At 64.5% G+C, this 23,220-nt stretch carries 19 protein-coding genes and 1 pseudogene; 17 read left to right on the top strand and 3 right to left on the bottom strand.

Features of this window, described 5'->3' with window-relative positions; genetic code table 11:
- Positions 1-313: hypothetical protein (locus NTV05_02315; GenBank protein ID MCX6543230.1), on the bottom strand; the 313-nt coding region annotated here is incomplete at its 3' end.
- Positions 314-851: 538 nt separating this feature from the next.
- Here NTV05_02315 and NTV05_02310 point away from each other — a divergent pair.
- The 9 genes and pseudogenes from NTV05_02310 (at position 852) to NTV05_02270 (ending at position 8,873) form a co-directional block, all read left to right on the top strand.
- Entirely contained in the window at positions 852-1,166 is a 315-nt protein-coding gene (locus NTV05_02310) for a type II toxin-antitoxin system RelE/ParE family toxin (GenBank protein ID MCX6543229.1), read from the top strand.
- Positions 1,153-1,393, top strand: a pseudogene (locus NTV05_02305) (transcriptional regulator). Before NTV05_02310 ends, NTV05_02305 begins: the two are co-directional and overlap by 14 nt.
- A gap of 682 nt (positions 1,394-2,075) precedes the next feature.
- Positions 2,076-2,306, top strand: a complete 231-nt coding sequence (locus NTV05_02300; protein ID MCX6543228.1) for a DUF433 domain-containing protein — start codon at positions 2,076-2,078, stop codon at positions 2,304-2,306.
- Between the two features lie 1,213 nt (positions 2,307-3,519).
- Positions 3,520-3,801, top strand: a complete 282-nt coding sequence (locus NTV05_02295; protein ID MCX6543227.1) for a type II toxin-antitoxin system RelE/ParE family toxin — start codon at positions 3,520-3,522, stop codon at positions 3,799-3,801.
- A gap of 13 nt (positions 3,802-3,814) precedes the next feature.
- A complete protein-coding gene (locus NTV05_02290) occupies positions 3,815-4,117 on the top strand; it encodes a HigA family addiction module antitoxin (GenBank protein MCX6543226.1) in 303 nt (100 codons plus the stop codon).
- Positions 4,118-4,163: 46 nt separating this feature from the next.
- A complete protein-coding gene (locus NTV05_02285; GenBank protein ID MCX6543225.1) occupies positions 4,164-4,562 on the top strand; it encodes a helix-turn-helix transcriptional regulator in 399 nt (132 codons plus the stop codon).
- Positions 4,563-4,932: 370 nt separating this feature from the next.
- A complete protein-coding gene (locus NTV05_02280; protein ID MCX6543224.1) occupies positions 4,933-7,857 on the top strand; it encodes a glycosyl hydrolase family 28-related protein in 2,925 nt (974 codons plus the stop codon).
- Between the two features lie 673 nt (positions 7,858-8,530).
- Positions 8,531-8,653, top strand: coding sequence for a hypothetical protein (locus NTV05_02275; protein MCX6543223.1), 123 nt, complete (start codon positions 8,531-8,533; stop codon positions 8,651-8,653).
- A 37-nt stretch (positions 8,654-8,690) separates the two neighbouring features.
- Positions 8,691-8,873 (top strand): hypothetical protein, encoded by a 183-nt coding sequence (locus tag NTV05_02270; protein MCX6543222.1) that lies wholly within the window; start codon positions 8,691-8,693, stop codon positions 8,871-8,873.
- 1,173 nt (positions 8,874-10,046) lie between these two features.
- On the opposite strand, the gene NTV05_02265 is transcribed toward NTV05_02270, so the two are convergent.
- Both NTV05_02265 and NTV05_02260 read right to left on the bottom strand, forming a co-directional pair.
- Entirely contained in the window at positions 10,047-10,247 is a 201-nt protein-coding gene (locus NTV05_02265; protein MCX6543221.1) for a hypothetical protein, read from the bottom strand.
- 207 nt (positions 10,248-10,454) lie between these two features.
- Positions 10,455-10,640 (bottom strand): hypothetical protein, encoded by a 186-nt coding sequence (locus NTV05_02260; GenBank protein MCX6543220.1) that lies wholly within the window; start codon positions 10,638-10,640, stop codon positions 10,455-10,457.
- A 462-nt stretch (positions 10,641-11,102) separates the two neighbouring features.
- On the opposite strand from NTV05_02260, the gene NTV05_02255 reads away from it, so the two are divergent.
- From NTV05_02255 to NTV05_02220, 8 genes are all read left to right on the top strand, one after another.
- Entirely contained in the window at positions 11,103-13,616 is a 2,514-nt protein-coding gene (locus tag NTV05_02255) for a glycoside hydrolase family 3 C-terminal domain-containing protein (protein MCX6543219.1), read from the top strand.
- Between the two features lie 50 nt (positions 13,617-13,666).
- Positions 13,667-15,001, top strand: coding sequence for a sugar MFS transporter (locus NTV05_02250; protein ID MCX6543218.1), 1,335 nt, complete (start codon positions 13,667-13,669; stop codon positions 14,999-15,001).
- Positions 14,995-15,987: an ROK family protein gene (locus tag NTV05_02245; GenBank protein MCX6543217.1), complete on the top strand. Its 993-nt coding sequence runs from the start codon at positions 14,995-14,997 to the stop codon at positions 15,985-15,987. Before NTV05_02250 ends, NTV05_02245 begins: the two co-directional genes overlap by 7 nt.
- 547 nt (positions 15,988-16,534) lie before the next feature.
- Complete coding sequence (locus NTV05_02240; protein MCX6543216.1) at positions 16,535-16,927, top strand: GntR family transcriptional regulator; 393 nt, start codon at positions 16,535-16,537, stop codon at positions 16,925-16,927.
- On the top strand, positions 16,924-17,832 hold the full coding sequence (locus tag NTV05_02235; GenBank protein ID MCX6543215.1) for an ABC transporter ATP-binding protein: 909 nt from the start codon (positions 16,924-16,926) through the stop codon (positions 17,830-17,832). The genes NTV05_02240 and NTV05_02235 overlap by 4 nt, the downstream gene beginning before the upstream one ends.
- Complete coding sequence (locus tag NTV05_02230) at positions 17,816-18,445, top strand: hypothetical protein (protein ID MCX6543214.1); 630 nt, start codon at positions 17,816-17,818, stop codon at positions 18,443-18,445. The genes NTV05_02235 and NTV05_02230 overlap by 17 nt, the downstream gene beginning before the upstream one ends.
- 71 nt (positions 18,446-18,516) lie before the next feature.
- Complete coding sequence (locus NTV05_02225) at positions 18,517-19,167, top strand: ABC-2 transporter permease (GenBank protein ID MCX6543213.1); 651 nt, start codon at positions 18,517-18,519, stop codon at positions 19,165-19,167.
- A 905-nt stretch (positions 19,168-20,072) separates the two neighbouring features.
- On the top strand, positions 20,073-23,198 hold the full coding sequence (locus NTV05_02220) for a prolyl oligopeptidase family serine peptidase (GenBank protein MCX6543212.1): 3,126 nt from the start codon (positions 20,073-20,075) through the stop codon (positions 23,196-23,198).
- Positions 23,199-23,220 lie beyond the last annotated feature (22 nt).

The raw sequence follows: 23,220 nt of genomic DNA, 5'->3' as shown, positions 1-23,220 counted from the left end.
TCATCGTGACTTGGTACACACCGTCGTGGGCGTCTCCGGAAATGCGCATCCGCGAATCGAACCAGGCAAAACCGTACTGCCCTGACGAGGGGCTATAGAAGTACATGTACCCGCTCAAGACGCCGGACAGCTCATCCGTCACGCGGAGGGTGATCGCCACGTCCGCCGCGCTACCACTCACGTCAATGCTCGTCGGAGCAAAGGAAAAACTCACCAGCCCTGGCGGCGTGACGTCCTGCGCGGCTGCGCCGCCAGGGACCATCGCGAAAACGGAAACGATGAAGGCTGTTCGTGCCAGCCATAATCTCTTCATAGGGTCCTCCCGGATTCACACACCGACGGCCGCGCGCGAACGTCACGGCTGGTAAGACCGGGGGCAGATGTCGAGGGAGGCTCTCGGGATCAAGCCAGGACCAGGTAGAACCCTGGGCGGGGAGCGATTGACGGGCTGGCAGCAGCAGCAACGACGCGCCATTGCGATCTTGCCTTGACGCCGCGTGGTTGACCGGCAAAGAACGGTTTGACCATACGCCTATCCTGGACGGACGTCAAACAGGTGACTGGTGTTCACGATCGCCGGCCGCAATGAATGGTAATCGCGCCCCCCGGCCGCGGTGACTGGGGATCATGATCCCCGGCCCCAGTGACTGGGGATCACGACCTCCGGCCCGAGTGGCCGGTGGTCGCGGCCACCCTCTCCAGTGACCGGTGATCACGACTGCCGTTCCATTTGGCCTATCCCACCGGCTCCGGCGGTTCTGCCGCTCAGTGCATTTGAGGCCGCGCTCGAGTGCGCACTGGGTCTTACGTCTTTGACGTATCTACGGCCGTGACGTATACTCCCCAGTGTGCTGACGTTCATTGAGACGAAGCTGTTTACATCTCTGGTACAGCAGTATCTCTCTGACGATGAGTACTCGGCCTTGCAGCAGGCGCTCGTCACGAAGCCGGACGCCGGCGACGTGATTCGCGGCTCCGGTGGGGTCCGCAAGCTTCGTTGGGGTGTCGCAGGCCGCGGCAAGCGTGGCGGGATCCGAGTCATCTACTACCTGAGGTCGCGACAGGACGAGATCTGGATGCTCACGTTGTACGCCAAGAACGAGGAGGACAGCATCCCGGGGCATGTCCTGAAGAAGATCAAGGAGGAGATCGATGGCACTGTCTAAGCGAATCATTGGCGCCGAGATCTTGGAAGGGCTTCGTCAACTCAAACGGGGCGAGCACGGGCGCGTCACGACGGTGCCGTCGGTGTCGAGCATTCGGGAACCTGCTGGGCGTGTCGGTTCGCACGCTTCAAGAGTGGGAGCAGGGCCGCCGCGCGCCGTCAGGCGCCGCAAGGACACTCCTGCTCATCGCCATCAAGAACCCTCGCGCGCTCGCCGAGGTCGCCTGATTCGCGGCCACCGAATGGTGGCCCGCCGCCCGGGCGGGCTCCCTTGACCGCGCAAGTCTGGCGCAAACTCGAGGCCCGCGCAGCGATCGGTTATAGCCTTCTGGTCCAAGTCGGCTCAAGTTCGCAGATTCAGGCCCACATCCGCATCGCGGACGAACTGGCGCGCACGCAAAGATAACCGCTATATATAACCGATTGGGTTCGCAGAATCGGCAAATACTGGCCTGTTCTTGAGGGTCTCAGACAACGGGCCTTCTAAGCCGGGGGGCCCGCGTTCGAGTCGCGCCCTTCGACGGGCTCAGGGCGTCCCGAGCTTGCCGAGGGGCGGCGGGCGCGCCAGCCTTCGCTCGCGGTGAAGCGTGGCGAGCTATGGCTGGCTTACCCCCAGCGCGCCGAAGTTCGCGGGCGGTCATCCGAACGAAGGCGGGCGGGCGCGCCAATTTCCGCCGGTCGATTCCGGAGACATAGGTAACAGATCACTTCGACGCTGGCACGAGGCGATGCGTGCGCGTAAACAACCTTGGAGGGTCAGCAGGAAGGACACGAGGACCGGTATCATCGGCGAAGAGGGTAGCCACGGTGCGGTCGCAACATCAACCGTCGCAAACAGAACGGCATTTTCAACAGGCACAGGTATAATTACTCATGTAGGCTGAGACCAATTCAGCGCGTGAGGCCGAACATGGAATTCACTCGAATCACCGCCGATTCCCGCCAACTAGGCGGCGTTCCTTGCATTCGCCGCCTGAGGATCCCCGTGGCGACTGTCGTCGGCATGGTGGCCGAGGGAATGACCACGGCTGAGATCCTGGAGGCCTACCCGGACCTCGTCGAAGACGACGTGCGTGAGGCGCTTCGGTTTGCGGCGTCCGCCGTTCGCGAGCGCGACCTTCCCCTCGCATCCACGCTGTGAAGTTCCTCGTCGACAACGCGCTGTCGCCCCTCGTACCTCCGTTGCGCTGCAGAAGATGTTGCGATCAGCGCGTACGACCGTGAAGAATGGCGCAATTTCGATCGAGGCGCACCGATCGGTTATAGCCTTTTGGTCCAAATCGGCTCAAGTTCGCCGATTCAGGCCCACATTCGCATCGCAGACGAACTGACGCGCACGAAAATATAACCGCTATACATAACCGATCAACAGGCCTGAATCGTCGAAATACGGCCTGAATTCGCGAATCGGACAACGGGCCTTCTAAGCCGTGGGTCCAGCCTTCGCATCGCTCCGGCTTGTCACGTCTCCTCGCGATGTTACGGCTTGGCAGGCCAACAGTCCGCCGAAGCAACGGAGTTGCGAACGCGGGCGGGCGCGGTGGAAAACCCTGCGGGGTTTTCCAAGGAGCTCGAGGGCGGTGCACTGTCCGTCCTCAGCTCCGGCAGCGTCCACGCGCACGACCACGAGAACTCAGGAAGGACGCCGACGAAAGTCCACCACTTGACGGGACACTACCTCTGAGTGTTTCGCCATGCAGCCATTTCGATCGAACGCGCGATCCCGCCGAAACGGCTCCTGATCACCGGCCAAGAAACTCCACGTCCACATCCGAACGTTGCAGGCCGCCGTCCGAACCGGCAGACTCGAGGCGCACTTCTCGGTGAAGTCCGTGTTTGGTCGGCCGAGGCGATTGGCCACGCGCGCCGCCGCCGAGCAGTTCATGGCCACGCACTACCGCCGATTTGGCGGCCAGAAGGCGTGTCCGGCGCCCCTGCCGACGGTTCCGCCCGACTACGACCAGCAGCTCCGGGCCCTTCGTCGTCGGCTCCGCCTCACGCAAGACGGCCTGGCCCGACGCGTTGGCGCGGCCGGAAAGGCCGTCATCTATCAGTGGGAGTCGAGGAAGAGAACGCCGTCGCCCGTTCTCTGGCAACGCGTCCTGTTGCTGGGACGGTGCGATGCATGCTCGATCGGCATGAGCAACGCTGGACCACTTCGCCTCACGAGCACAGTCGGAGCGGGAATCCAGACCGCCGGCCCGACCCGAGGTGGTGGCGGGACCCCAGCCCAGCGGGATAGCGCCACGGCCCGGAATTGGGGAGGACCGTCTTGCGAAACGTCACGACTAAGGCCACCCGCGCCATGTCAATACGCTTGACGTAACGCATACACACGTGTCACCATGGCATGAATGATCGTCAGCTACCGAGGGAAGCGGACCAGGGACTTTGTCAGCGAGAAACGGGTCAAGGCCTACTCCGGCTTCGAACGACCGGTCGAACACAAGCTGGCGCAGCTTGATTCCGCGACCGCTCTCGCTGACCTTCGTCGGCCGGGGAACCGGCTCGAAGCGCTGAAGGGAAACCGCAAGGGCCAGTACAGCATCCGCATCAACGATCAGTGGCGCGTGTGCTTTGAATGGCCCGACGGATCCCCGGGGCCCGTGAACGTTGAGATTGTTGATTACCATTAGGGAGGTCGTGAACATGGCCCGTACCCCCATCCACCCCGGCGAAGTACTCGCGGACGACCTTGAAGCGCTCGACATGAGCGCTGCGGAACTCTCGCGCCAGTTGAAGGTGCCGACCAATCGGGTGACGGAGATTCTCAACGGGCAGCGCGCCATCACCGCCGACACGGCCCTGCGTCTCGCGCACTATTTCGGCACGAGCGCGCAGTTCTGGTTGAATCTACAGAACCTCTACGAGTTGCGAAGAGCGGAGGAGAAGGTCGGAATAGCTATCAAGAAACTGCCGACCTTAGAACGCGTGGAGCAGGCACAGGCATGAGCGGGGCGGACGCCCACGTGTGGCGGTAGCCGAAGGCGCCACCACTATGGCAAAGAAGTCCACGACAATCGCACACGAGAAGAGCAGCGGCAACGTGTTCGCCGACCTCGGCCTGCCCCATCTGGAACAGAAACTGCTCAAGGCCAGACTGACGCTGCAAATCTACCGCAACATCAAGGCGCGCCGCCTGACGCAGGCGCAGGCAGGAGAGATCCTGGGCATCAAGCAGCCGCACGTGTCGCTGCTGCTCCGCAACCGGTCCGGGAATATCCCGGTGGAACGACTTATAGATTTTCTGACAGGCGCCGCTGGAGAGCCGGATCCGCCAAAGCACTATTGCACCTGGAAGCCCGTCCATACCCGCGTACCGTCGAGCGTTGATGAGGCGATCGTCGAAGCAGTCCTGCAGTACGGCAACATCCCGACGGACTTCCCGCAACATTAGCGACGCCGACATTCGTTGCGAGTACACTTGCCCTGGAATCTGGAGCGACGAGGTGATGCACCCCCCGAACAGAATACCCGGAGCTGCGGCTGTGCTTGATCCGAACAACTCGGGGTAGGCGTCACATGCCCTTTCTGTGGGTTCTCGATCCGGTGGGCGCGTCAATGCCTGGCGGCGCGTGGCGTGTCATTACGTACTGAGGATGGCACAGCGACCCGCCGAGCGAAGAATGGGCAAAAGGACACTGTGCACAAGGTGCTCGACATCGATCTCCACGCGTTCGTTACGCCGCGCGCGAGATGCGCCGCGCAGGGCCAGCGAGCCCCCGGTCGGCCGGGTGGTGCACGACGGAAGAACGGAGCAGCGGTCCGTGTTGAAACGATTCATTCCCCTTGTGTTCATCCTGGTCGTCGCCATCCCGGCGTGGGCGGGACCGTCGTACTACACGATGTGCCCGGTTGATCCGAAGGCCGTTCACCTCGAGTCGTTCGGCGCAAAGGGCGACGGCGTCACCGACGATTCCGACGCGATCCAGAGGGCGATTGACCGGGTTCAGGAGATCGTCGGCCAGGGCGTCGTCTTCGTACCCGAGGGTCGCTACCGCATCACGAAGACCATCTACGTGTGGCCGTCAATCCGCGTGATCGGCTACGGCGCGAAGCGGCCGGTCTTCGTGCTGGCCTCCGACACGCCCGGGTACCAGGACTGGAACGCCGAACGCCAGATGCTGTTGTTTGCGGGCCAGCGGCCGGGCGCAACCGCCGCCGGCGGCGGGCCGCTTGACGCCAATCCCGGGACGTTTTACTCGGCGATGTCCAACATCGACGTCGAGATCGGCGAAGGGAATCCCGGCGCGGTCGCGATCCGCGGCACGTACGCGCAGCACTGCTTCCTCGCGCACATGGACTTCCATCTCGGCTCCGCCCTGGCCGGCGTGCACGACACCGGGAACGTGATGGAAGACGTCCGCTTTATCGGCGGGCAGTACGGCATCTGGACGCGTACCCCCTCGCCTGGCTGGCAGTTCACTGCGGTGGACGCGTACTTCGAAGGACAGAAGGTGGCGGCCATCCGTGAGACGATGGCCGGGCTCACGCTGGTCAGGCCCTCCTTCAAGAACGTGCCGACGGCCGTCTCAATCGACGCGAACGCCTGCGACGAACTGTGGATCAAGGACGGGCGGATGGAGGACATCTCAGGCCCGGCAGTCGTCATCAGTCTCGAAGACAACGCGCGAACCGAGATCAACATCGAGAACGTCGTGTGCCGCCGCGTTCCGACGTTCGCGCGATTGCGTGACAGCGGAAAGAGCTTCGCCGCGCCCGGCGCGATCTACGAGACGACGGTGTTCTCCCACGGCCTGCACTACGCAGACATCGGGGCGACGCCCAGGCTCGCGGATGTGTTCGAGACCATGGTGCTGACCGCGATGCCTGAATCGGTCGCGTCCGATCTCGTCCCGCTGCCGCCCACCGAATCGTGGGTCAACATTCAATCGCTCGGCGCGAAGGGCGACGGGAGCATGGACGACACGGAGGTCTTTCGCAAGGCGATCGCCGCCCACAAGACGATCTACCTGCCGATGGGGTACTACGTGATCAGCGACACGCTGACCTTGAAACCCGACACGATGTTGATTGGCCTGCACCCCCTCGTGACTGCGTTCGTGTTGCTCGACAAGGCAGCGGGGTTTCAGGGCGTCGGTCCGCCCAGGCCGATGATCGAGACGCCGAAGGGCGGGACCAACGTGATGATCGGCGTCGGCGTCTACACGAACGGGATCAACCCGCGCGCGGTGGGCGTGAAGTGGATGGCCGGCAAGCACTCGATGATGAACGATGTTCGTCTTCTTGGTGGCCATGGCACCAACAACCTGGACGGGACGCGCGCAACTCCCTACAACAACAACCGGACAGCCGATGCGGATCCGAATCGGCGCTGGGACGGCCAGTACCCGAGCCTGTGGGTGACTGACGGGGGTGGCGGGACGTTCTTCGACGTCTGGACCCCGAGTTCCTTTGCGTCGGCGGGCCTGCTGATCTCGGATACGACGACCGAGGGCCGAATCTACCAGATGTCGAGTGAACACCACGTCCGGTACGAGATCCAGGTCCGGAATGCGGCGAACTGGAGAATCTACGCGCTCCAGACCGAGGAGGAGCGCGGCGAAGGCGGCTTGGCGCTTCCGCTTGAGATCGACAACTCCCGGAACATCACGTTCGCCAACTTGCACCTGTACAAGGTCATCAGCTCCTACCAGCCATTCCCGTGGGCGGTGAAGGTGACGGATTCGAAGAACATCGGATTCCGAAACGTCCACTCATACAGCAACAGCAAGGTGGCGTTTGACGTGTCGGTCTACGATCAGACACACAACGTCGAGGTCCGGCAGCGCGAGTTCGCGTGGCTGGACATCTCGGGTGGCCCCCCCGCCCCGAGGGTCGCGAAGAAGTCGGCGGTGCTCGATGCCGGGGCGACCGTGCGAAAACTGGCGGGTGGGTTCTTTAACATCTCGGGCGGCGCCGTCCACCCGTCCGGCAACTTCTACTTTGTTGACGCCCGCCGGCAGCGCATCTATCGGTGGTCGGAGACAAGCGGGCAACTGTCCACCGAGCGTGACGTGCCGCTCGACCCGGTCAACCTGGCGTTCGACAAGGCGGGCAACCTGATGGTGGTGTCGTACGCGGGGACCGGCACGATCTATGCGTTCAAGCCGGGAACGCCGATCGACCAGATGGAACTGCTCAAGCCGGTCGACGCCGCACCAAGGCCGGGGCTGACCGCCGTGCGCGCCGTCGGTGACTGGCGTGTCGCGACAGATCAGGCGACGGGCATGCCCCCCGCCAAGGCGTTCCATTTCCTGTCGCCGGATGGCACCACGTACATCACGGCCGGCAGTGACTTCGTGAGTGGCGCGTCCAGCTGGGGGGTCAAGGGAGCGGATCTGCTGCGCGCTTTTGGTCTGGCGTCGTGCCAGCCGGGGAAGCCGTTCTACGTGACGAGCGAGGCGGAGGTGACGACGTGGCGCGGGACGCTCGGTCCGGACGGGAACTTTACCGAGTTCAAGCCGTTCGTGCAGCAGGGTGGCGAGGGCGTGGCGGTGGATGCGTCAGGCAATGTCTACGTGGCGGCGGGTCAGATCTACGTCTACGACCCGTCGGGAATACTCGTCGAGACCATCGAAACGCCTGAGCGTCCGACCCAACTGGTGTTCGGTGGTCGAGACGGTCGGACGCTGTTTATCACCGCGCGTACGTCGCTCTACAGCGTGCGCACGCGAGTGGGCGGGCGGTAGCGACACGGTGACCGTCAGTCATATTGCCGCCGGTTGGACTCCAGCTCGCACTCAACTGGTCCGCGAGCTTCGGCGGGCAGGCCCGCGTCCGAGTCGCGGCGGGCGATTGACTTCTCGGACCTTCCGGAAGCGTCAGACGAACAACTTCGCGGGATGCGACGTGTCGGGCGGCCGCCAATCGGAACCCACGCTCGGCAGCTCATTGCGATCCGGCTGGATCCGGAGGTGTTGAAACGCTTCCGCACAGAAGCCAGGCGCAGCAACGTCGGGTACCAGACGTTGATCCACCGCGTCCTAACTGATTACGTTCGCGCGCATGTAGCCTGACGAGCGCACCCGCGGGCAGGTTCCGACACCGTACGGTTTCACCTTCTGTCCAGGACTGACATGGCCAGCAAGACCGCGACCATCGCGCATGAGAAGAGCAGCGGCAACGAAGGCGGGCGGGCGCGCCAGCCTTCGCAAGGCTCCGGCCTGATTCTCTCCTCGCCTTGCTTCGGCTTGGCAGGCCACCTGCCATCCGTCTATTCCGGAGACATAGGTAACAGATCATTCCGGCGGTGGGCGGTCTGTTCCGGGGACATAGGTAACAGATCATTCCGGCCCCCTGCGTCAGGATAGTTGTCGCTTGCCCTTGGACTCTGACCCAGCGGGGCGAGGAAGCGACAACGACGTGACCAGGCCATTCTCACTGGCGTACAAGCAGAAGATGCTCGAGAGGCTGACAGGAAAGGACGCCGTCAGCGCGCGGCTGCCATTGACGATGCCGGTAGACGACTCGGAGGTCCACAATTGAACAGCGGGCGCAGACTCTGATCATACATAGTTGAGCCATGAACTGGCTCGTATGGCTCACTCTGGCGGTCATCGTTGCTGCTGTGGCCGCTGTCACCGCGATTCAACCCAAAGGCACGCGGCCTGTCGGTCACACGAGCATGATGGGAATGGCACGGCTGGCACTTGTGGCTATCGCCATCATCCTGGCTTACGTGGCGTATCTCGCGCGCTCCAGTTGAAGGGGAAGGAGCCCTCGTGCAGACGACGAACATCATCAATCTCAGTACGGTCGACGAGGGACGAGGGGTGTCGCTGGTCTTCGTGCATGGGTTCCCTCTCAGTCGCGGCGTCTGGCAGAAGCAGATTGACGCGTTCCGGTCCTCGCACCGCGTCATCGCGCCCGATCTCCCCGGTCTTGCGGAAGATCGAGGCGCGCGGGCCGATCGATTATCGCCGCCAGCCGCCGTCATCCGCCGGGCAGCGACGCTGACGGTGAGGCGGCCAGCGCATCAGCGGTTGCCCCCTCAACTCCTGCCAAACGAACCCCACGTGCACGTGCGGACCTTGCGCGCCGCGGCGCATGACGGGCGCCTCGCCGCGATCTTCAGTCCGCGCCCCCAGGCTGTAGCCCGAACGGCCTTGCTCTACGCCACCGGAACATCCTCAAATGCGGCTATCTCCATATTGACGCTCCGACGAGCAGCCCGACTATTCCCGCCGAGAGCACGGCGCCGCCAACGACCTTCGTGCCGTAGCTGCAGCCGTTCGCCATGTGGTTCGTAGTGCGGCACTCGGGCCTGTTGGCATACACCAAAATCGCCCCGCCCGCTATCGAGGCGACCGCCCCGAGGGCTATTGCCGCGATGGCTCCGTTACGGCCCCCCTTCCTCGACCTCTGTAACCACCCCACTGGGTGAGGGAGCGGGATTCAACGCGTGCGACTTTGAGTGTGCTGCGCCAGACTTGCGCACTGGCCGGTCCGAGTGGCGCGTTCGCGGTGAGGAACTCATCGTTGAGCGTGAAGCGTGACCGTTCCACAGTTGGCCGTGGAAGCTCGGCCGCGCTGGCGGGCTGCTCGCTGGCTGAGACTACAGGCGCGGGGCTTGCTGCGTTCAGCCCCTGCGCTTCTGATGTGCCGTTGACCACCGACCGTGACGAGGGTGCGGCGATCGACGAAGGTGTTTCCTCGCTCGCGAAGAGCGTGCCGCTCACCTGAGCAGCAACCAAGCAGACAATCAGAGCACCGGTTGTCGACAAGCGATGAGTTCTGGCCATCTCGCGCTCCTTAAGCACAGGCAGGCGCTTGGAGCGATACTCCCACATCCTAATACTACTTTGTCAGAGCGCTGAAATGACTCGAAAATCCATGCGTCTCAGGTATTGTGCGCCGACGATCGTGCACGCGTCAGAACTCACGACAAGTCGCGTGAATCCTCGATGTCCACATCATGGCCCAACAAGATCAAGAACCGCACGAAACGTGTCGCCTCGGTGGTCTGCAGGCCTCCGGCCGGGATCAGTATCACGTTGTCCGGCACGCCAAGCGCCCGAACGTAGTCGCCCCACGTTGCGGCCAAATGCGGGCCGTCGGGGCCGGTCGTCGCGATCGCCACCCATTCCGAGCGGTCGATGGCATCGAGATCGATGATCAGGCGGCCCGACGTTCGGAATGATGATGCCAGCCGCCGAGGTGCGGAATCTGGATGATCGTTTCGCCGCTTGGCGGGTGGGTCACCCGCGGGACGGGTTCGTCCTTGTCCAGCGAGAGGTGCGTTCGCCACTCGTGGTAGTAGGTGGGCCTTCTGATAGGGATAGGTCGTTCAGGCAATAGGAATGTCGATCTCAGCGAAACTGCCTGGCGCCGCTGCGGCAACCGCTGCGCCAATCGTCGGCAGCCTGTTCTTGATCAGACGCCATCGACCATTGCCAAGAACGATGATGGTGAGGTGCTCCGTCAGGGCCGCGCCGACGCCCCTCGGCGTCCCGTTGTCGAAGAGAACCCGCATCAGCGTGCCGGGACCGGCGCGTCGAGGCTGCGTGCGGCAAACTCCAGCACGGCCTTGACGTGGCTGCGCGAAACCGGGAACTGCTCGATGACCTCGTCGATCGTCATGCCGTCCTCCATCCTCCAGTTTACGGGATATCGGCCGGGCCGTCACCTCTGCGTATCGGCCGCCCGGTCGATCGGTTATCAGCTTCGACTCCGATTCGCGCCGTCACCGGCAGCTTCTGGCCAAGATTCAATCCGACGCGCTCTTGATGGCTCCCGCCGCATAACCGCTATGTGATAACCGACCAGCGTGCCAGAAGTCGCGAATCCGGAGACATAGGTAACAGATCATTCCGGAGACATGGGTCACACTTTCTGGCTGAAGGGATTCTCTCTCCTTGCTCCGAAGGCGGAAACGGCGATAATCAGCCCTGTGCCTGGCGGCAGAGCCCTTCATACAGCGAGAAAGCAGGACATTATGAAGACATTCATCATTTCGGCGCTCGTCGCGGCCGCATTGGGGACGGTCGGCGTGATCGCACAGGGCGGCGGCCAGACCCCGGCTGCCAAGGGTAAGAGCACGGTGGCGGTGCCGCCAGGCGTGCCGTCGAAGGTCGACGCCCTCGTCGCCGCCATGACGCTCGAAGAGAAGATCGGCATGCTGTATGGCACCGCCGATCCGGCCGGTTACGGTCAGGCGGGGTATTTGGCCGGCGTGCCGCGCCTCAAGATCCCGCCGCTTCGACTGACTGACGGCCCGGCGGGCATTCGCACCGCGCAGCCGGCGACGGCGCTCCCGGCGCCCGTTGCAATGGCGTCGACCTTCTCGGTCGACCTGGCGAAGCAGTTCGGGACGATCCTCGGCCGGGACGCCCGCGCACGCCATCAAAACGTTGTGCTCGCACCGATGGTCAACATCGTCCGCGTGCCGCAGGCCGGCCGCAACTTCGAGACGCTCGGCGAGGATCCGTTTCTGGCGAGCCGTCTCGTGGCGGCGGAGACCAGGGGCATCCAGGGCGAGGGCGTGATCGCGACGATCAAGCACTACGCCTTCAACAACCAGGAGAACCAGCGAGGGACGGTGAGCGCCGACGTCGACGAACGGACCGGGCGCGAGATCTACCTGCCGGGATTCGAATCGTCGGTTAAGGCCGGCGCCGGTTCGGTGATGGCCTCCTACAACAAGATCAACGGCACGTACGCAGCCGAGCACCCACAGTTGCTGACGGACGTCCTTCGCAAGGACTGGGGCTTCAAGGGCTTCGTCATGTCGGACTGGGGGGCTACGCACAGCGCGGCACCCGCGCTGAAGGCCGGCATGGAAATGGAGATGCCGAACGGGCGGAACTACGGGACGCTGGCCGACGCGATGAAGAAGGGCGAACTGTCCGAGAGCGTCGTGAACGAGGCCGTAAAGCGGATCCTGTCCGCGATGGACGAGGTCGGCCTCCTCGCACCAGACACCAGGCCGGTGCCAGAAATTCAGACCACGTCGCCGGCTGCGCGCGACATCGCGATCGCGGGCGCGGTGCTGCTCAAGAATCAGGGCAACATCCTGCCGCTGTCGAAAGACGATGTGCAGTCGCTGGCCGTGATTGGCCCGACGGCGAAAGTACTGAACATCGGGGGCGGCGGCAGCTCGGCCGTCCGCCCGATGCGCCGGGATAATCCGCTCGAGGTGCTGCAGAAGATGGCTGGCGCCGGCGCGCGCATCGCGTACGCGAAGGGGTATGACCTCGATGGTGACATCGTGCCGGCGAGCGCCCTGAAGCCGGCTGTCACTCTGAACCTCGTCGGCGCGAACACGCTGCCGGCTGGCTCGACGTTCACGTGGACAGGGACGCTCACGGCGCCGAAGACAGGCGACTACATCCTGAAAGTGCAGTCGGCCGGCGGCCGCGTCAGCATGGCGCTCGGCGCGCAGGTGGCCGCGCAGCAGACTGCACAGGGAGGCCGTGGCGCGGGCCCGGGCGGTGGCGGGGCCGCGCTCCTTCAGACCGCAGACGGTTTGAGCAACTCGAGCACCGCCATTCACCTCGAGGCCGGCGTGCCGACACCGATCAGCATCACCGCGGGCGGCAGCGGACGCGGCGGCCCCGCGCCGGTGCAGATGCGCCTGGCGTGGGTCACGCCCGACATCGAACGAGCGCGGATCGAGGAGGCCGTCGCGGCAGCGAAGGCCGCCCGCGTGGCGGTGGTGTTCGTCTACGACGAGGGGACCGAGGGACGCGACCGCGCGTCGCTTGCCCTGCCCGGTATCCAGGACAAGCTGGTTGCCGCTGTCGCGGCCGCGAATCCTCGCACCGTGGTCGTCATGAACAACGGCGCGCCGGTGTTGATGCCCTGGGCCGACCAGGTCGCCGCTATCCTGCAGATGTGGTACCCGGGACAGGAAGGCGCCGAGGCGACGGCCGCGCTCCTGCTTGGCGAAGCGGCACCGGGCGGACGCCTGCCCGTGACGTTCCCGAAGCGCGCGGAGGATGCGCCGACCGCGAATCCGGAGCGGTATCCCGGCGTGAATCTGAAAGGTGCGTACTCCGAGGGCATCTTCATCGGCTACCGCTGGTACGATCAGGAGAAGATCGAGCCGTTGTTCCCGTTCGGCTTCGGCTTGTCCTATACGACGTTCGCCTACACCAACGTGGCGGTAAAGCGCGCGGACGATGGCTACGATGTGACGTTCACGGTGAAGAACACCGGGACACGCGAAGGCGTGGACGTGCCGCAGGTCTACATCGGGCCGCCGGCGAACCCGCCCGTCCCCATGGCGGTGAAGGCCCTCGTGGGTTTCGACCGCGTCATGCTCGCGCCGGGTGCGTCCAGGCCGGTCAAGGTGCACATCGACTCCCGCGCCATGTCGTACTGGTCCACGAAGGACCACGCGTGGATGGTTGCGGCCGGCAGGCGGACGATCATGGTCGGCGCCTCCTCGCGTGATATCAGGTTGAACGCGGACGTGACGGTCACGTCAAACAGGCGGGAGTTCCGATGAACTGGAGAGCTTGGATTCGGGCATTGGGCCGCACTCTCAGGAGAAACAGAATGGCACAAGGACCGGTCAGCAACGTGTCAGCTGAGGCTTCGGCCTCCGGGCAGCGGAACCACACGGCCGCACTCGTCGTGCTGACGTCACTGTTCTTCATGTGGGGGTTCCTGACCTGCCTGAACGACATCCTCATTCCCCATCTCAAGATGGTGTTTTCGCTCAACTACACGCAAGTGATGTTGATCCAGTTCACCTTCTTCGCCGCGTACTTCATCGTCTCGTTGCCGTCCGGTCTGATCGTCGAGAAGGTGGGCTACCAGCGCGGGATCGTGCTCGGTCTTCTGACGGCTGGCGTGGGGTGCGTGATGTTCTTTCCGGCGGCGGGGACCCGTTCGTACCCGCTCTTCCTGTCGGCGCTTTTCGTGCTTGCCTCCGGTATCACGCTGCTGCAGGTCGCGGCAAATCCTTACGTTGCCATTCTCGGTAAGCCGGAGACCGCGTCGAGCCGGCTGACGCTGACGCAGGCCTTCAACTCGCTCGGCACCACGGTCGCGCCTCTGTTTGGGTCGTTGCTGATTCTGTCGGTTGCCGCGAAGTCGGCCAGTGAACTCACCGCACTCAGTCCGGCCGCCCTGGCCGCCTATCAGTCGGCGGAAGCCGGATCGGTTCAGACTCCATACCTCGGGTTGGCTGCTGCGCTCTTCGCAATCGCCGTGTTCTTTGCCCTGGTGAAGCTCCCGGCCATCAACGCGTCGTCAAACGGGCGCGTGTTGGCAGGTGACGCCCGTCATGCTGACAGCGCTCCCAGCGCCTGGACGTATCGGCACCTCGTGCTCGGCGCGGTGGCCATCTTCGTGTACGTCGGCGGCGAAGTGGCCATCGGGAGCTTCCTGGTCAACTTCCTCGGACAGCCGAAGATCGCCGGTCTGATGGCTGCGGAGGCTGGCCGGTATCTGTCGTTCTACTGGGGAGGCGCGATGATCGGGCGGTTTATCGGTGCGGCGGTCATGCGTGTCGTGGCTCCAGGCCGTGTGCTGGCGTTCAACGCCGGGATGGCCGCCTTGCTGGTCATCACGGCGATGGCAACGTCAGGTCACGTCGCCATGTGGGCCATCCTCGCCGTCGGGCTCTTCAATTCGATCATGTTCCCGACGATCTTCACGCTCGCGCTGGAAGGACTCGGGAAGCACACGGGACAGGGGTCCGGCATTCTCTGCATGGCCATTGTCGGTGGTGCCATCGTGCCCGTCGTGCAGGGGGCTTTTGCGGACGCGTTCGGAATCCAGGTGGCGTTCTTCCTGCCGGTGCTCTGTTATCTCTACATCGCGTTCTACGGAATGCACGGGCATGTTCCTGCGCACCGTGCGCCGGCCGAGGTGTCACGATGGTGACTGACATTGCCGTGGGCATTGATATCGGTGGGACGAACACCGTCTTCGGGTTGGTGGACCGGACCGGCTCCTGCCTGGCTGACTCGTCGGTGCCGACGCAGTCGCACGTACCCGTGTCCGCGCTGGTTGAGCGACTGACCGGTGCGATCGCCGAGTTACAGGCCCCGCTTTCGGTCACCAGCAGCATCGTCGGGATCGGCATCGGTGCGCCCAACGCGAACTACCACCGGGGCACGATCGAGAATCCCCCGAACCTTGGCTGGAGGGGCATCACTCCGATCGTCAGTCTGTTCCGGGAGCGTTTCGCCGTCCCGGTGGCCATCACGAACGACGCCAACGCGGCCGCGCTCGGCGAGGTTCTGTTCGGAGCCGCGAAGGGCATGCGCGACGTCATCGTCATTACACTCGGCACAGGGCTGGGCAGCGGTATTGTCGCCAATGGGGACCTGGTGTACGGCGCCGATGGATTCGCCGGCGAGATTGGGCATACAACGGTCGACCCCAACGGACGCTTTTGCGGATGCGGCAGACGCGGATGCCTCGAAACCTACGCGTCCGCTCCGGGGATCTGCAGGACCGTCTTCGAATTGCTCAGCGTCAGGCGGGACGATAGCTCATTGCGGGCGATCAGCTTCAACGACATGACGGCGAAACTCGTGGCCGAGGCGGCCGGCAACGGCGACGTGATTGCGAAGATGGCCTTCGAGGAGACGGGGCGCATCCTGGGCATGAAGCTCGCCGAGAGCGTGGCCCACACGAGTCCCGAAGCCATCGTCCTGTTCGGTGGACTGGCCAACGCCGGTGACCTGTTGTTCATCCCGACCAGGGCGTCGCTCGAAGCGCACCTGTTGAATGCGTTCCAGGGAAGAGTCAAGCTGCTTCCGTCGGGCTTGCCAGAGGGCACCAGCGCGGTGCTGGGCGCGGCGGCCCTGCTCTGGAAGGAATTGGACAAGACCCCCCCTCGCGCCCTCGTTGACGTCGCGTAACACGGCGCGTAGCGAGTCGTAGCCTGACGCTTGGGCGTTGTTCCTTTGCCCCGTGAATCTCGCCAACATTCGATCGCCCCCCATCGATCGGTTATCGCCTTTGGGTCCGAACCGCCTTACAATCCGCCGATTCAGGCCCATATTCGCATCGGGCACAGAGTGGCGCGCAGCAAGATATAACCGTCTTGATATAACCGATTGGGTTCGCAGATTGCCTTTGTGGCCTCCGAGTTCGGGCCATGTTCCAACGCCATCGAGACCGGCCACCCTTTAGACAAGCGAGCAAGAAGCGACTTGACGAAACCTCCAACTGTCTATACAGTATATAAACAGTGAAGGCGGAACAATACTCCTCAGCCTTTCTGAGCACTCGCCCGAGCCGCTGCGCAGCAAGATCCTCCGCGGCGATATCGAAGATGGCGCACTGCTGCCGTCACCCCACGCCATGGCCCGCACCCATCACGTGCCTGCGCTGGCAACTGCACAGGCGATCGACGCCCTCATCGCCGGGGGATTGCTCCCTGACGGCGCCGGAGGAGGTCCGGCCGTGATTCTCACCCTCTCCGAGCTCTCGCAGGAGCCGCTCCACGCACAGATCTCTCGGCAGATCCGCACGCGGATCTTGGCACACGACCTCACCGACGATGAGCCGCTGCCGTCGATTCGCGCGCTGGCCCGCGACCAACGGGTCAGCGTCATCACGGTCCAGCGAGCGTACGAAGACCTGGAACGCGAGGGTTTGATCCGCTCTCGCCCCGGAAAGGGGTTCTTCGTCATGGCCATCCCCGAGAAGCGCAAACGCGCGGTGGCGCTCGAACGCTTCACCACCGCGATCACCCCCATCATCGAGGAAAGCCGCCGGACCGGTCTCGGCGATGAACAACTGCGGACTGTGTTCAACCGCGTCTTGCGCGGCAACGAGCACGGAGGCCAGCAATGAATACTCCCACCAACGGCAGCGCCTTCTCGATTCAGGGCCTCACAAAGCGCTACCCCGGCTTTTCGCTGGGACCGCTCGATCTGGACCTGCTGCCCGGCGTCGTGCTCGGACTGATCGGCCCCAACGGCGCCGGCAAGACGACAACGCTCCATTGCTTGATCGGCCTGCTCGTTCCGGAGGCAGGTGCAATCACCATCTTCGGCCGCCCTAACCACCCCGACGACCCGCGCTGGCGCCAGGACATCGGCGTGGTCGGCGAGGATAGCGGCTTCTTTTTGCGCTGGACGGTCGAAGAGAACCGCCGGTTGGTCGGGCGCTTCCAGCCCAACTGGTCGGACCGGCGCGCACGAGGCATGGCCGAACGGTTCAACCTACCCATGCACAAGCGGGTCAACGAGCTGTCCAAGGGAAACAAGGCCAAGCTCGCCATCGTCGCGGCCTTGGGTCACGCCCCGCACTTGTTGATCCTTGACGAGCCGACCGCCGGCCTCGATCCGATCGTCCGCGCCGAGCTGCTCGACGTGCTGTGGGAACTGCAGGAGGACGGGGAGCACGCGATCTTCTACTCGACCCACGTGCTTTCCGACATCGAGCGGCTGGCCGACGAGCTGGTCTTTCTCTCCGACGGCCAAGTCATTCAGCGCACCGCCAAGGACGACCTCGTCGAGTCGTGGCGACGGATCTCCTTTCGCCTCGCCGCCGACGCCACGCTGTCGTTGCCAGGCGTCCTCGACCACCGCCAGGTCCGGCTCGAACACCGCGTCACCAGCTGCGACTACGAGGCGACCTTGGAGGCCCTCCGCGGCCTGGGCGCAGAAGCCATCGAACACGTACGCATGAGCATCGACGAGATCGCGGTCGAGATCCTCAAAGGCAGGGGGGCGCCCCATGTGGCGGCTCGTTAGCACGACCCTCCGCTATCGCTGGTGGATGGTGGCGCTCGGCTGGGTGCTGGCGCTCTTTACGGCATTCCAGGTTGCCCTTTCCGAGAAGGACAAGTTCCCGCTCACTCTGGGGCTTTCCCTGGTCGTCGCCTCCGCCAGCGTCGCCGGGCTGCTCCCCGATCTCGAACGCCGTGATCATCGCAGCCTGCTCGCACCGCTGCTCGCGATTGGCCGCCGAGACGTGGCGCGAGCCCGCGCCCTGACGCCGATGACCATGTTCGTAGTCGGTACGGCCGTGGCAGTTTCCGGCACTACGCTGGGCTTTCTCGCCCTGGGACAACGGCTTGATGTCGACCGCGTCTTCGCGCCCGTCGCCTTCGCTGCCCAGCTCGCGCCGTTCGTCCCATTGGTGGCGCTCGTCACCGAGATCAAGGTCGCCCACGCGGAAGCGCGACGGGGCGACGCGCTGGTGGCTATCGGCGCGGTCGGCGCCGGCTTCGCCATTCCGCTTGCCGCCAACCTCTCCGGGCTTCTTGCCCGCCCCGTGGCGGCTTTGCTCGCGGTCGCCACCGGCGCTGCGCTCACTTGTCTCTCCTCGGTGCTGTACCAACGTCGCATCAGCCTGGTTGGCTAGAGGACGCCATGAACGACCAACCCGAACCTCGCGCACACCCCGTCTCTGCAGCCAGCGAAACGACTGTCTCGGTGCGGGCGCTGATCGGAATGACCCTGCGCTACAACCGCAGGATGATGCTGACCTCCTACGGCACCGCACTGGTGCTTGCAGCTCTCATCCAAGCCGTCGTCATCCTCGTCGATCGTCAACAAGACACCGTCTTCTTTCTGATGGCGGCGGTCCTATTCGTTTCCGCGTCCATGTTCATCGGGATCACGATCAACGCCAACGAGGTCAGCGAAAGGCGTCTGCGCTTGCTCCTCGTCCTTCCCACCCGGCGTCGGACCGTTGGCTGGGCACGCTTTCTCACACCATTGCTGATCCAACTCGCGGGCTTCGTTGGCGGCTTGCTCATCCTCGCCATCCAACACCTGGGCGGCATCGAGAGCATCCTGCCCCGCCCCGAGCGAGCCCTCATCTACATCGCCGGCCTCACCGGTTTCTATCTGTTCGTTCCGATGCTCTTCCCCGATCTGGGCTCGCTCTGGCGGGATGGACGAAAGCGCCTCGTGGTTGTGCTCTTGGTGGTCATGGGCTGCTGCGTTGCCGCCCTGGGATGGCTGCAGATCAGCGGCGGCTGGAAGATCCCCAGCATGATCTATTTTACGCCGCTGCCCGCGGTCTTTCTCGCCGTCCTCTCGTTGTGGGTCTTCTTCAGACGCCCGAGCTATGCGCGCTAGACACCTGTCCCTACCAGAAACTCCGTCGGCACGGCAATGAACTCCCGGAGGCGTGATCAAGGCGCCGTCACGCGGATCGAGGAACTCCTGCTGCGGGGTGCTGGCCGCGTCCGGGACAACAGCCATCCGAGATGGGCATACCACGACGAACCACGCCGGCTGGCGGTGAGCTGTCGATGGCGCCGAGAGCGAGCGTCAGGCGGCGCGACGTTCGTGGTGATGATGTAGGCCGACGAATTGCGGGACTTGCACGATGGTGCCGCAGGTCGGCGGTTGCGCCGCCCCGAGGGACAGGCGCGTCCCTGACCACCGGGAGGTGCGCTCGCCACTTGTGTTCGTGGCGAGGTACTGACGGAGGTGGCGGCGCAACGAGCGCTCGGTCCAGACGATGAGGTGGTCGAGGCATTCGTGCCGCAGTGAGCCGATCGCGCGTTCCACCAACAGGCTCTGCCAGGGTGCACAAGGCGCGACCACGACTTCTTCGATGCCCCTAGCCCGAATCGTCGTCTGAACTTCAGGTCCGTCGATGCCGTCGCGATCCCGGATGATCAGTCTCGGTCCACAAGTGCCACAACCACAATAAGTACCGAGTTTCTGACAGCGACATCTATTCCGGAGACATAGGTAACAGATCATTCCGGCGGAGACATGGGTCACACTTTCGGGCTGAACAGATACTCGATCGGCTCGAGCCGGCATGGCCGGTGATCACGACCACCCTTCCCAGTGACCTGAGATCGCCGCCGCCTGCCCCAATGACCGGTCACCGCGAATCCGGCCGAAGCTGGCCGCGGGCAGCATCAGCCAATTGCGCAGCCACGCCACACTGCTCCTCGCTGTAGAATGCACGGCGACCCATGCCGTCGGCGCGTGGTTGCCCCGGACGGCCGCCTGAAGGAACGCATATGAACATGACCGCTCTGAAGCGCCCACCGTCATCCCGCCACCTCACCGTCTTCGTCCTTCTGCTGGCGGGCCTGCTGGTTGCCGCCTACGCTCTGCCGGGGGCGCAAGCCCCGGCGAAGAAAGCGATGACGATCGATGACTACACCAAGTGGCGCAGCATCGAGCGCCAGGCAATCTCGGGGGACGGGAAGTGGGTTGCCTACGCCCTGCAGACGACCAACGTCGTCGCGGCCGAGGCCAAGCCGGTCCTGCATCTGCTGAACCTCGAGACCAGCGTGGAGGTGACCGTGGCTGACGCCATGGACGGCACGTTCTCCCCGGATTCCAGGTGGATTGCCTACCAGGTGGACCCTGGCGCCGCTCAGCGAGGCCGCGGCGGTCGTGGCGGTTCCGGAGGAGGCGCTGCTCCAGCCGACGCCGGTCAGTCCCAGACCGCACCCTCCGGACAGGGCGGAACGCAGTCGGGCCAGGGCGCCCCTTCGACAGGCTCAGGGCAGGGCCCTTCGACGGGCTCAGGGCAGGGCCCTTCGACAGGCTCAGGGCAGGGCAGGGGGGGCGCGGCGCCGCCCATCCCACCCCGGCGCGTCGAGGTGCGCAACCTGGCGACCGCCGAAGTGCGATCGTGGCAGGACATCGGGACGTTTGCCTTCTCGGCCACGTCGACTCACCTCTATCTCCGCCGACGCGGCGGCGAGGCCGCGCCGGCTGCGGGCGGGCGTGGTGGCGGGGGAGCGCCGGGCGGGCAGCCGCCCACCGGGGCGGGACAGGCCGCCGGAGCCGCGGGCGCGCCGGCAGGAGCGCGCGGCGTCGATGCCATCTTGCTGGACCTCAGGACGGGGCGTCAGCAATTGCTCGGCAGCGTGGCCGACATCGCGTTCAACCGCACGGGCGAACTGCTCGCCTACACCGTGGACGCGGCTGTGAAAGACGTCAACGGCCTCGTCGTCTTCGACACCCGCACCGGACGGACGACCACGCTCGACAGCGACGCGAAGAACTACAACCGGCTTACCTGGAACGAGGACGGCAATGCTCTCGCCGTGCTCAAGGGGAGCGATGTCGAGAAGATGCGCGAGCGCGACAACGTGCTCATCGCGTTTCCGGACGTCGTTGGGGCGTTGAAGGACGGCGCCTCTGTGGCGGCGCCAGCCGTGCTCCAGCCGGCCAAGACCGACAGCTTCCCCAAGGGCTGGGTCGTAAGCGACCGCGCGGCACTGGCCTGGAGCGAGGACAACACGCGCGTCTTCTTCGGGATCAAGGAGCAGGTTTCCGCACCGGATACCACGCGTCGGACGACCGACGAGGCGGCTGACGTGGACGTGTGGAACACCTCGGACGATCGGGTGCAATCCCTGCAGCTGATCCGCGCGACGCAGGACCGGAACTTCACCTTCCGCCAGGCGTTCGACGTGGGGGCGAAACGGTTTATCAGGCTCACCGACGACACGATGAGAGATCTCGACGTCGCGCCGGACGGCAAGTGGGCGGTCGGGCGCGACACGCGCGCCTACCTCGCCGACCAGAAGAAGCTGCCGGCCGCCGACTTCTACCGCGTGAACACCGCCACCGGCGAACGGACGTTGATCGCACAGGGACAATTGACAGGCCGCCACGTCTTTGGCATCTCGCCTCACGGTACGCACTTCCTCTACTGGAAGGACAACAGGTTCCAGACCTATGACCTCAACGCCAACGCCACCAGGACGCTCGGCGGGGCGACGCCGGTCAGCTTCATCGACACGGAAGATGACCACCCGGGAACCAGGCCGTCGTTCGGCATCGCCGGCTTCACCAGCGACGGCAAGGCGGTGATCGTCAATCACCTCTACGACCTGTGGCTGCTCCCGCTCGACGGCTCGGCGCCCACGAATCTGACGGGCGGCCTCGGCAGCAAGAACGAGATGCGTTTCCGCCTCGTCCGGACCGAGCAGCTGGACCCGAGCGTCGCTCGCGCCGTCGGTCCCCGCGGGACGTTCGACCTCACCAAACCAGTGACTCTGTCGGCCTACGGCCAATGGACGAAGAAGGCGGGCTTCTACGAACTGGGTGGCGGGCAGATGAAGGAGCTCGTCTACGAGGACGCGTCGTTCAGCACACCGGTCAAGGCGCGCAAGGCCGATCGGTTCCTGTTCACGCGGCAGACCTTCGTCGAGTTCCCCGACCTGCGGGTCTCGGGCCCGGGCTTTGCCGATTCAAAGAAGATCACCGACGCCAATCCCCAGCAGAAGGACTTCCTGTGGGGGCACCGCTTGCTCTTCGACTTCAAGAACAAGGACGGCGTGCGGCTGCAGGGCATCCTGGCGGTGCCCGACGACTACAAGCCGGGCGAGAAACGGCCGATGATCGTCACGTTCTACGAGAAGAACTCGCAGAACATGCACGTCTACACGCCGCCGGTGTACATGGTCAGCATGGGCCGAATGCCCACGCAGGCGACCAGCGACGGCTACCTGACGATGATGCCGGACGTCCACTTCCGCACGGGCTCGTCGCACAGCGACATGCTGGAATGCGTCGAGGCGGCCACGCGCAAGGTCATCGAGATGGGCTACGCCGACCCGAAACGCATCGGCGTCACTGGCCACAGCTACGGCGGCGAGGGCGCGGCCTACGTCGGCACGATGTCGAAGATGTTCGCCGCCATCGGCATGGGCGCGGGCGTGGTCGATCTCTACAATGACTTCAACATGAATTGGGGCTGGTCGTATGCGGCTCAGGGTGGCAGCGGCGACACGGCGTTCCGGTACTACCTCTATGACCAGGGGCGCTGGGGCTTCTCGCCGTGGGACCAGCCCGACCGGTATCACAACGAGTCGGCGCTCACGTGGGCGCCGAAAGCGGTCGCGCCGTTCCTGATCATGCACGGCACATCCGACCCGACCGTCGGCTTCATCAACGGTCTCGCGTTCTACAACGCCCTCCGTTACAACGGGAAGAAGGCGGTGCTGCTGGCCTACCCTGGCGAGGGGCACCACCTCGGCGGCGTGGCGAACCAGAAAGACCTGACGGTGCGGTTCATGGAATTCTTCGACCATTACTTGAAGGGCGCACCGGCGCCGGAGTGGCTGAGCGACGGGGTGCCCTACTTGAAGAAGGACGCGAGCCGGGAGCCGGCGAAGCGCTGACACGCGACGGCCTCGGCCTGAT

The sequence above is a fragment of the Acidobacteriota bacterium genome (genome assembly GCA_026393755.1).
GTDB lineage: Bacteria > Acidobacteriota > Vicinamibacteria > Vicinamibacterales > JAKQTR01 > JBAXOX01.
This window is presented reverse-complemented; position numbering and strand designations above follow the sequence as displayed.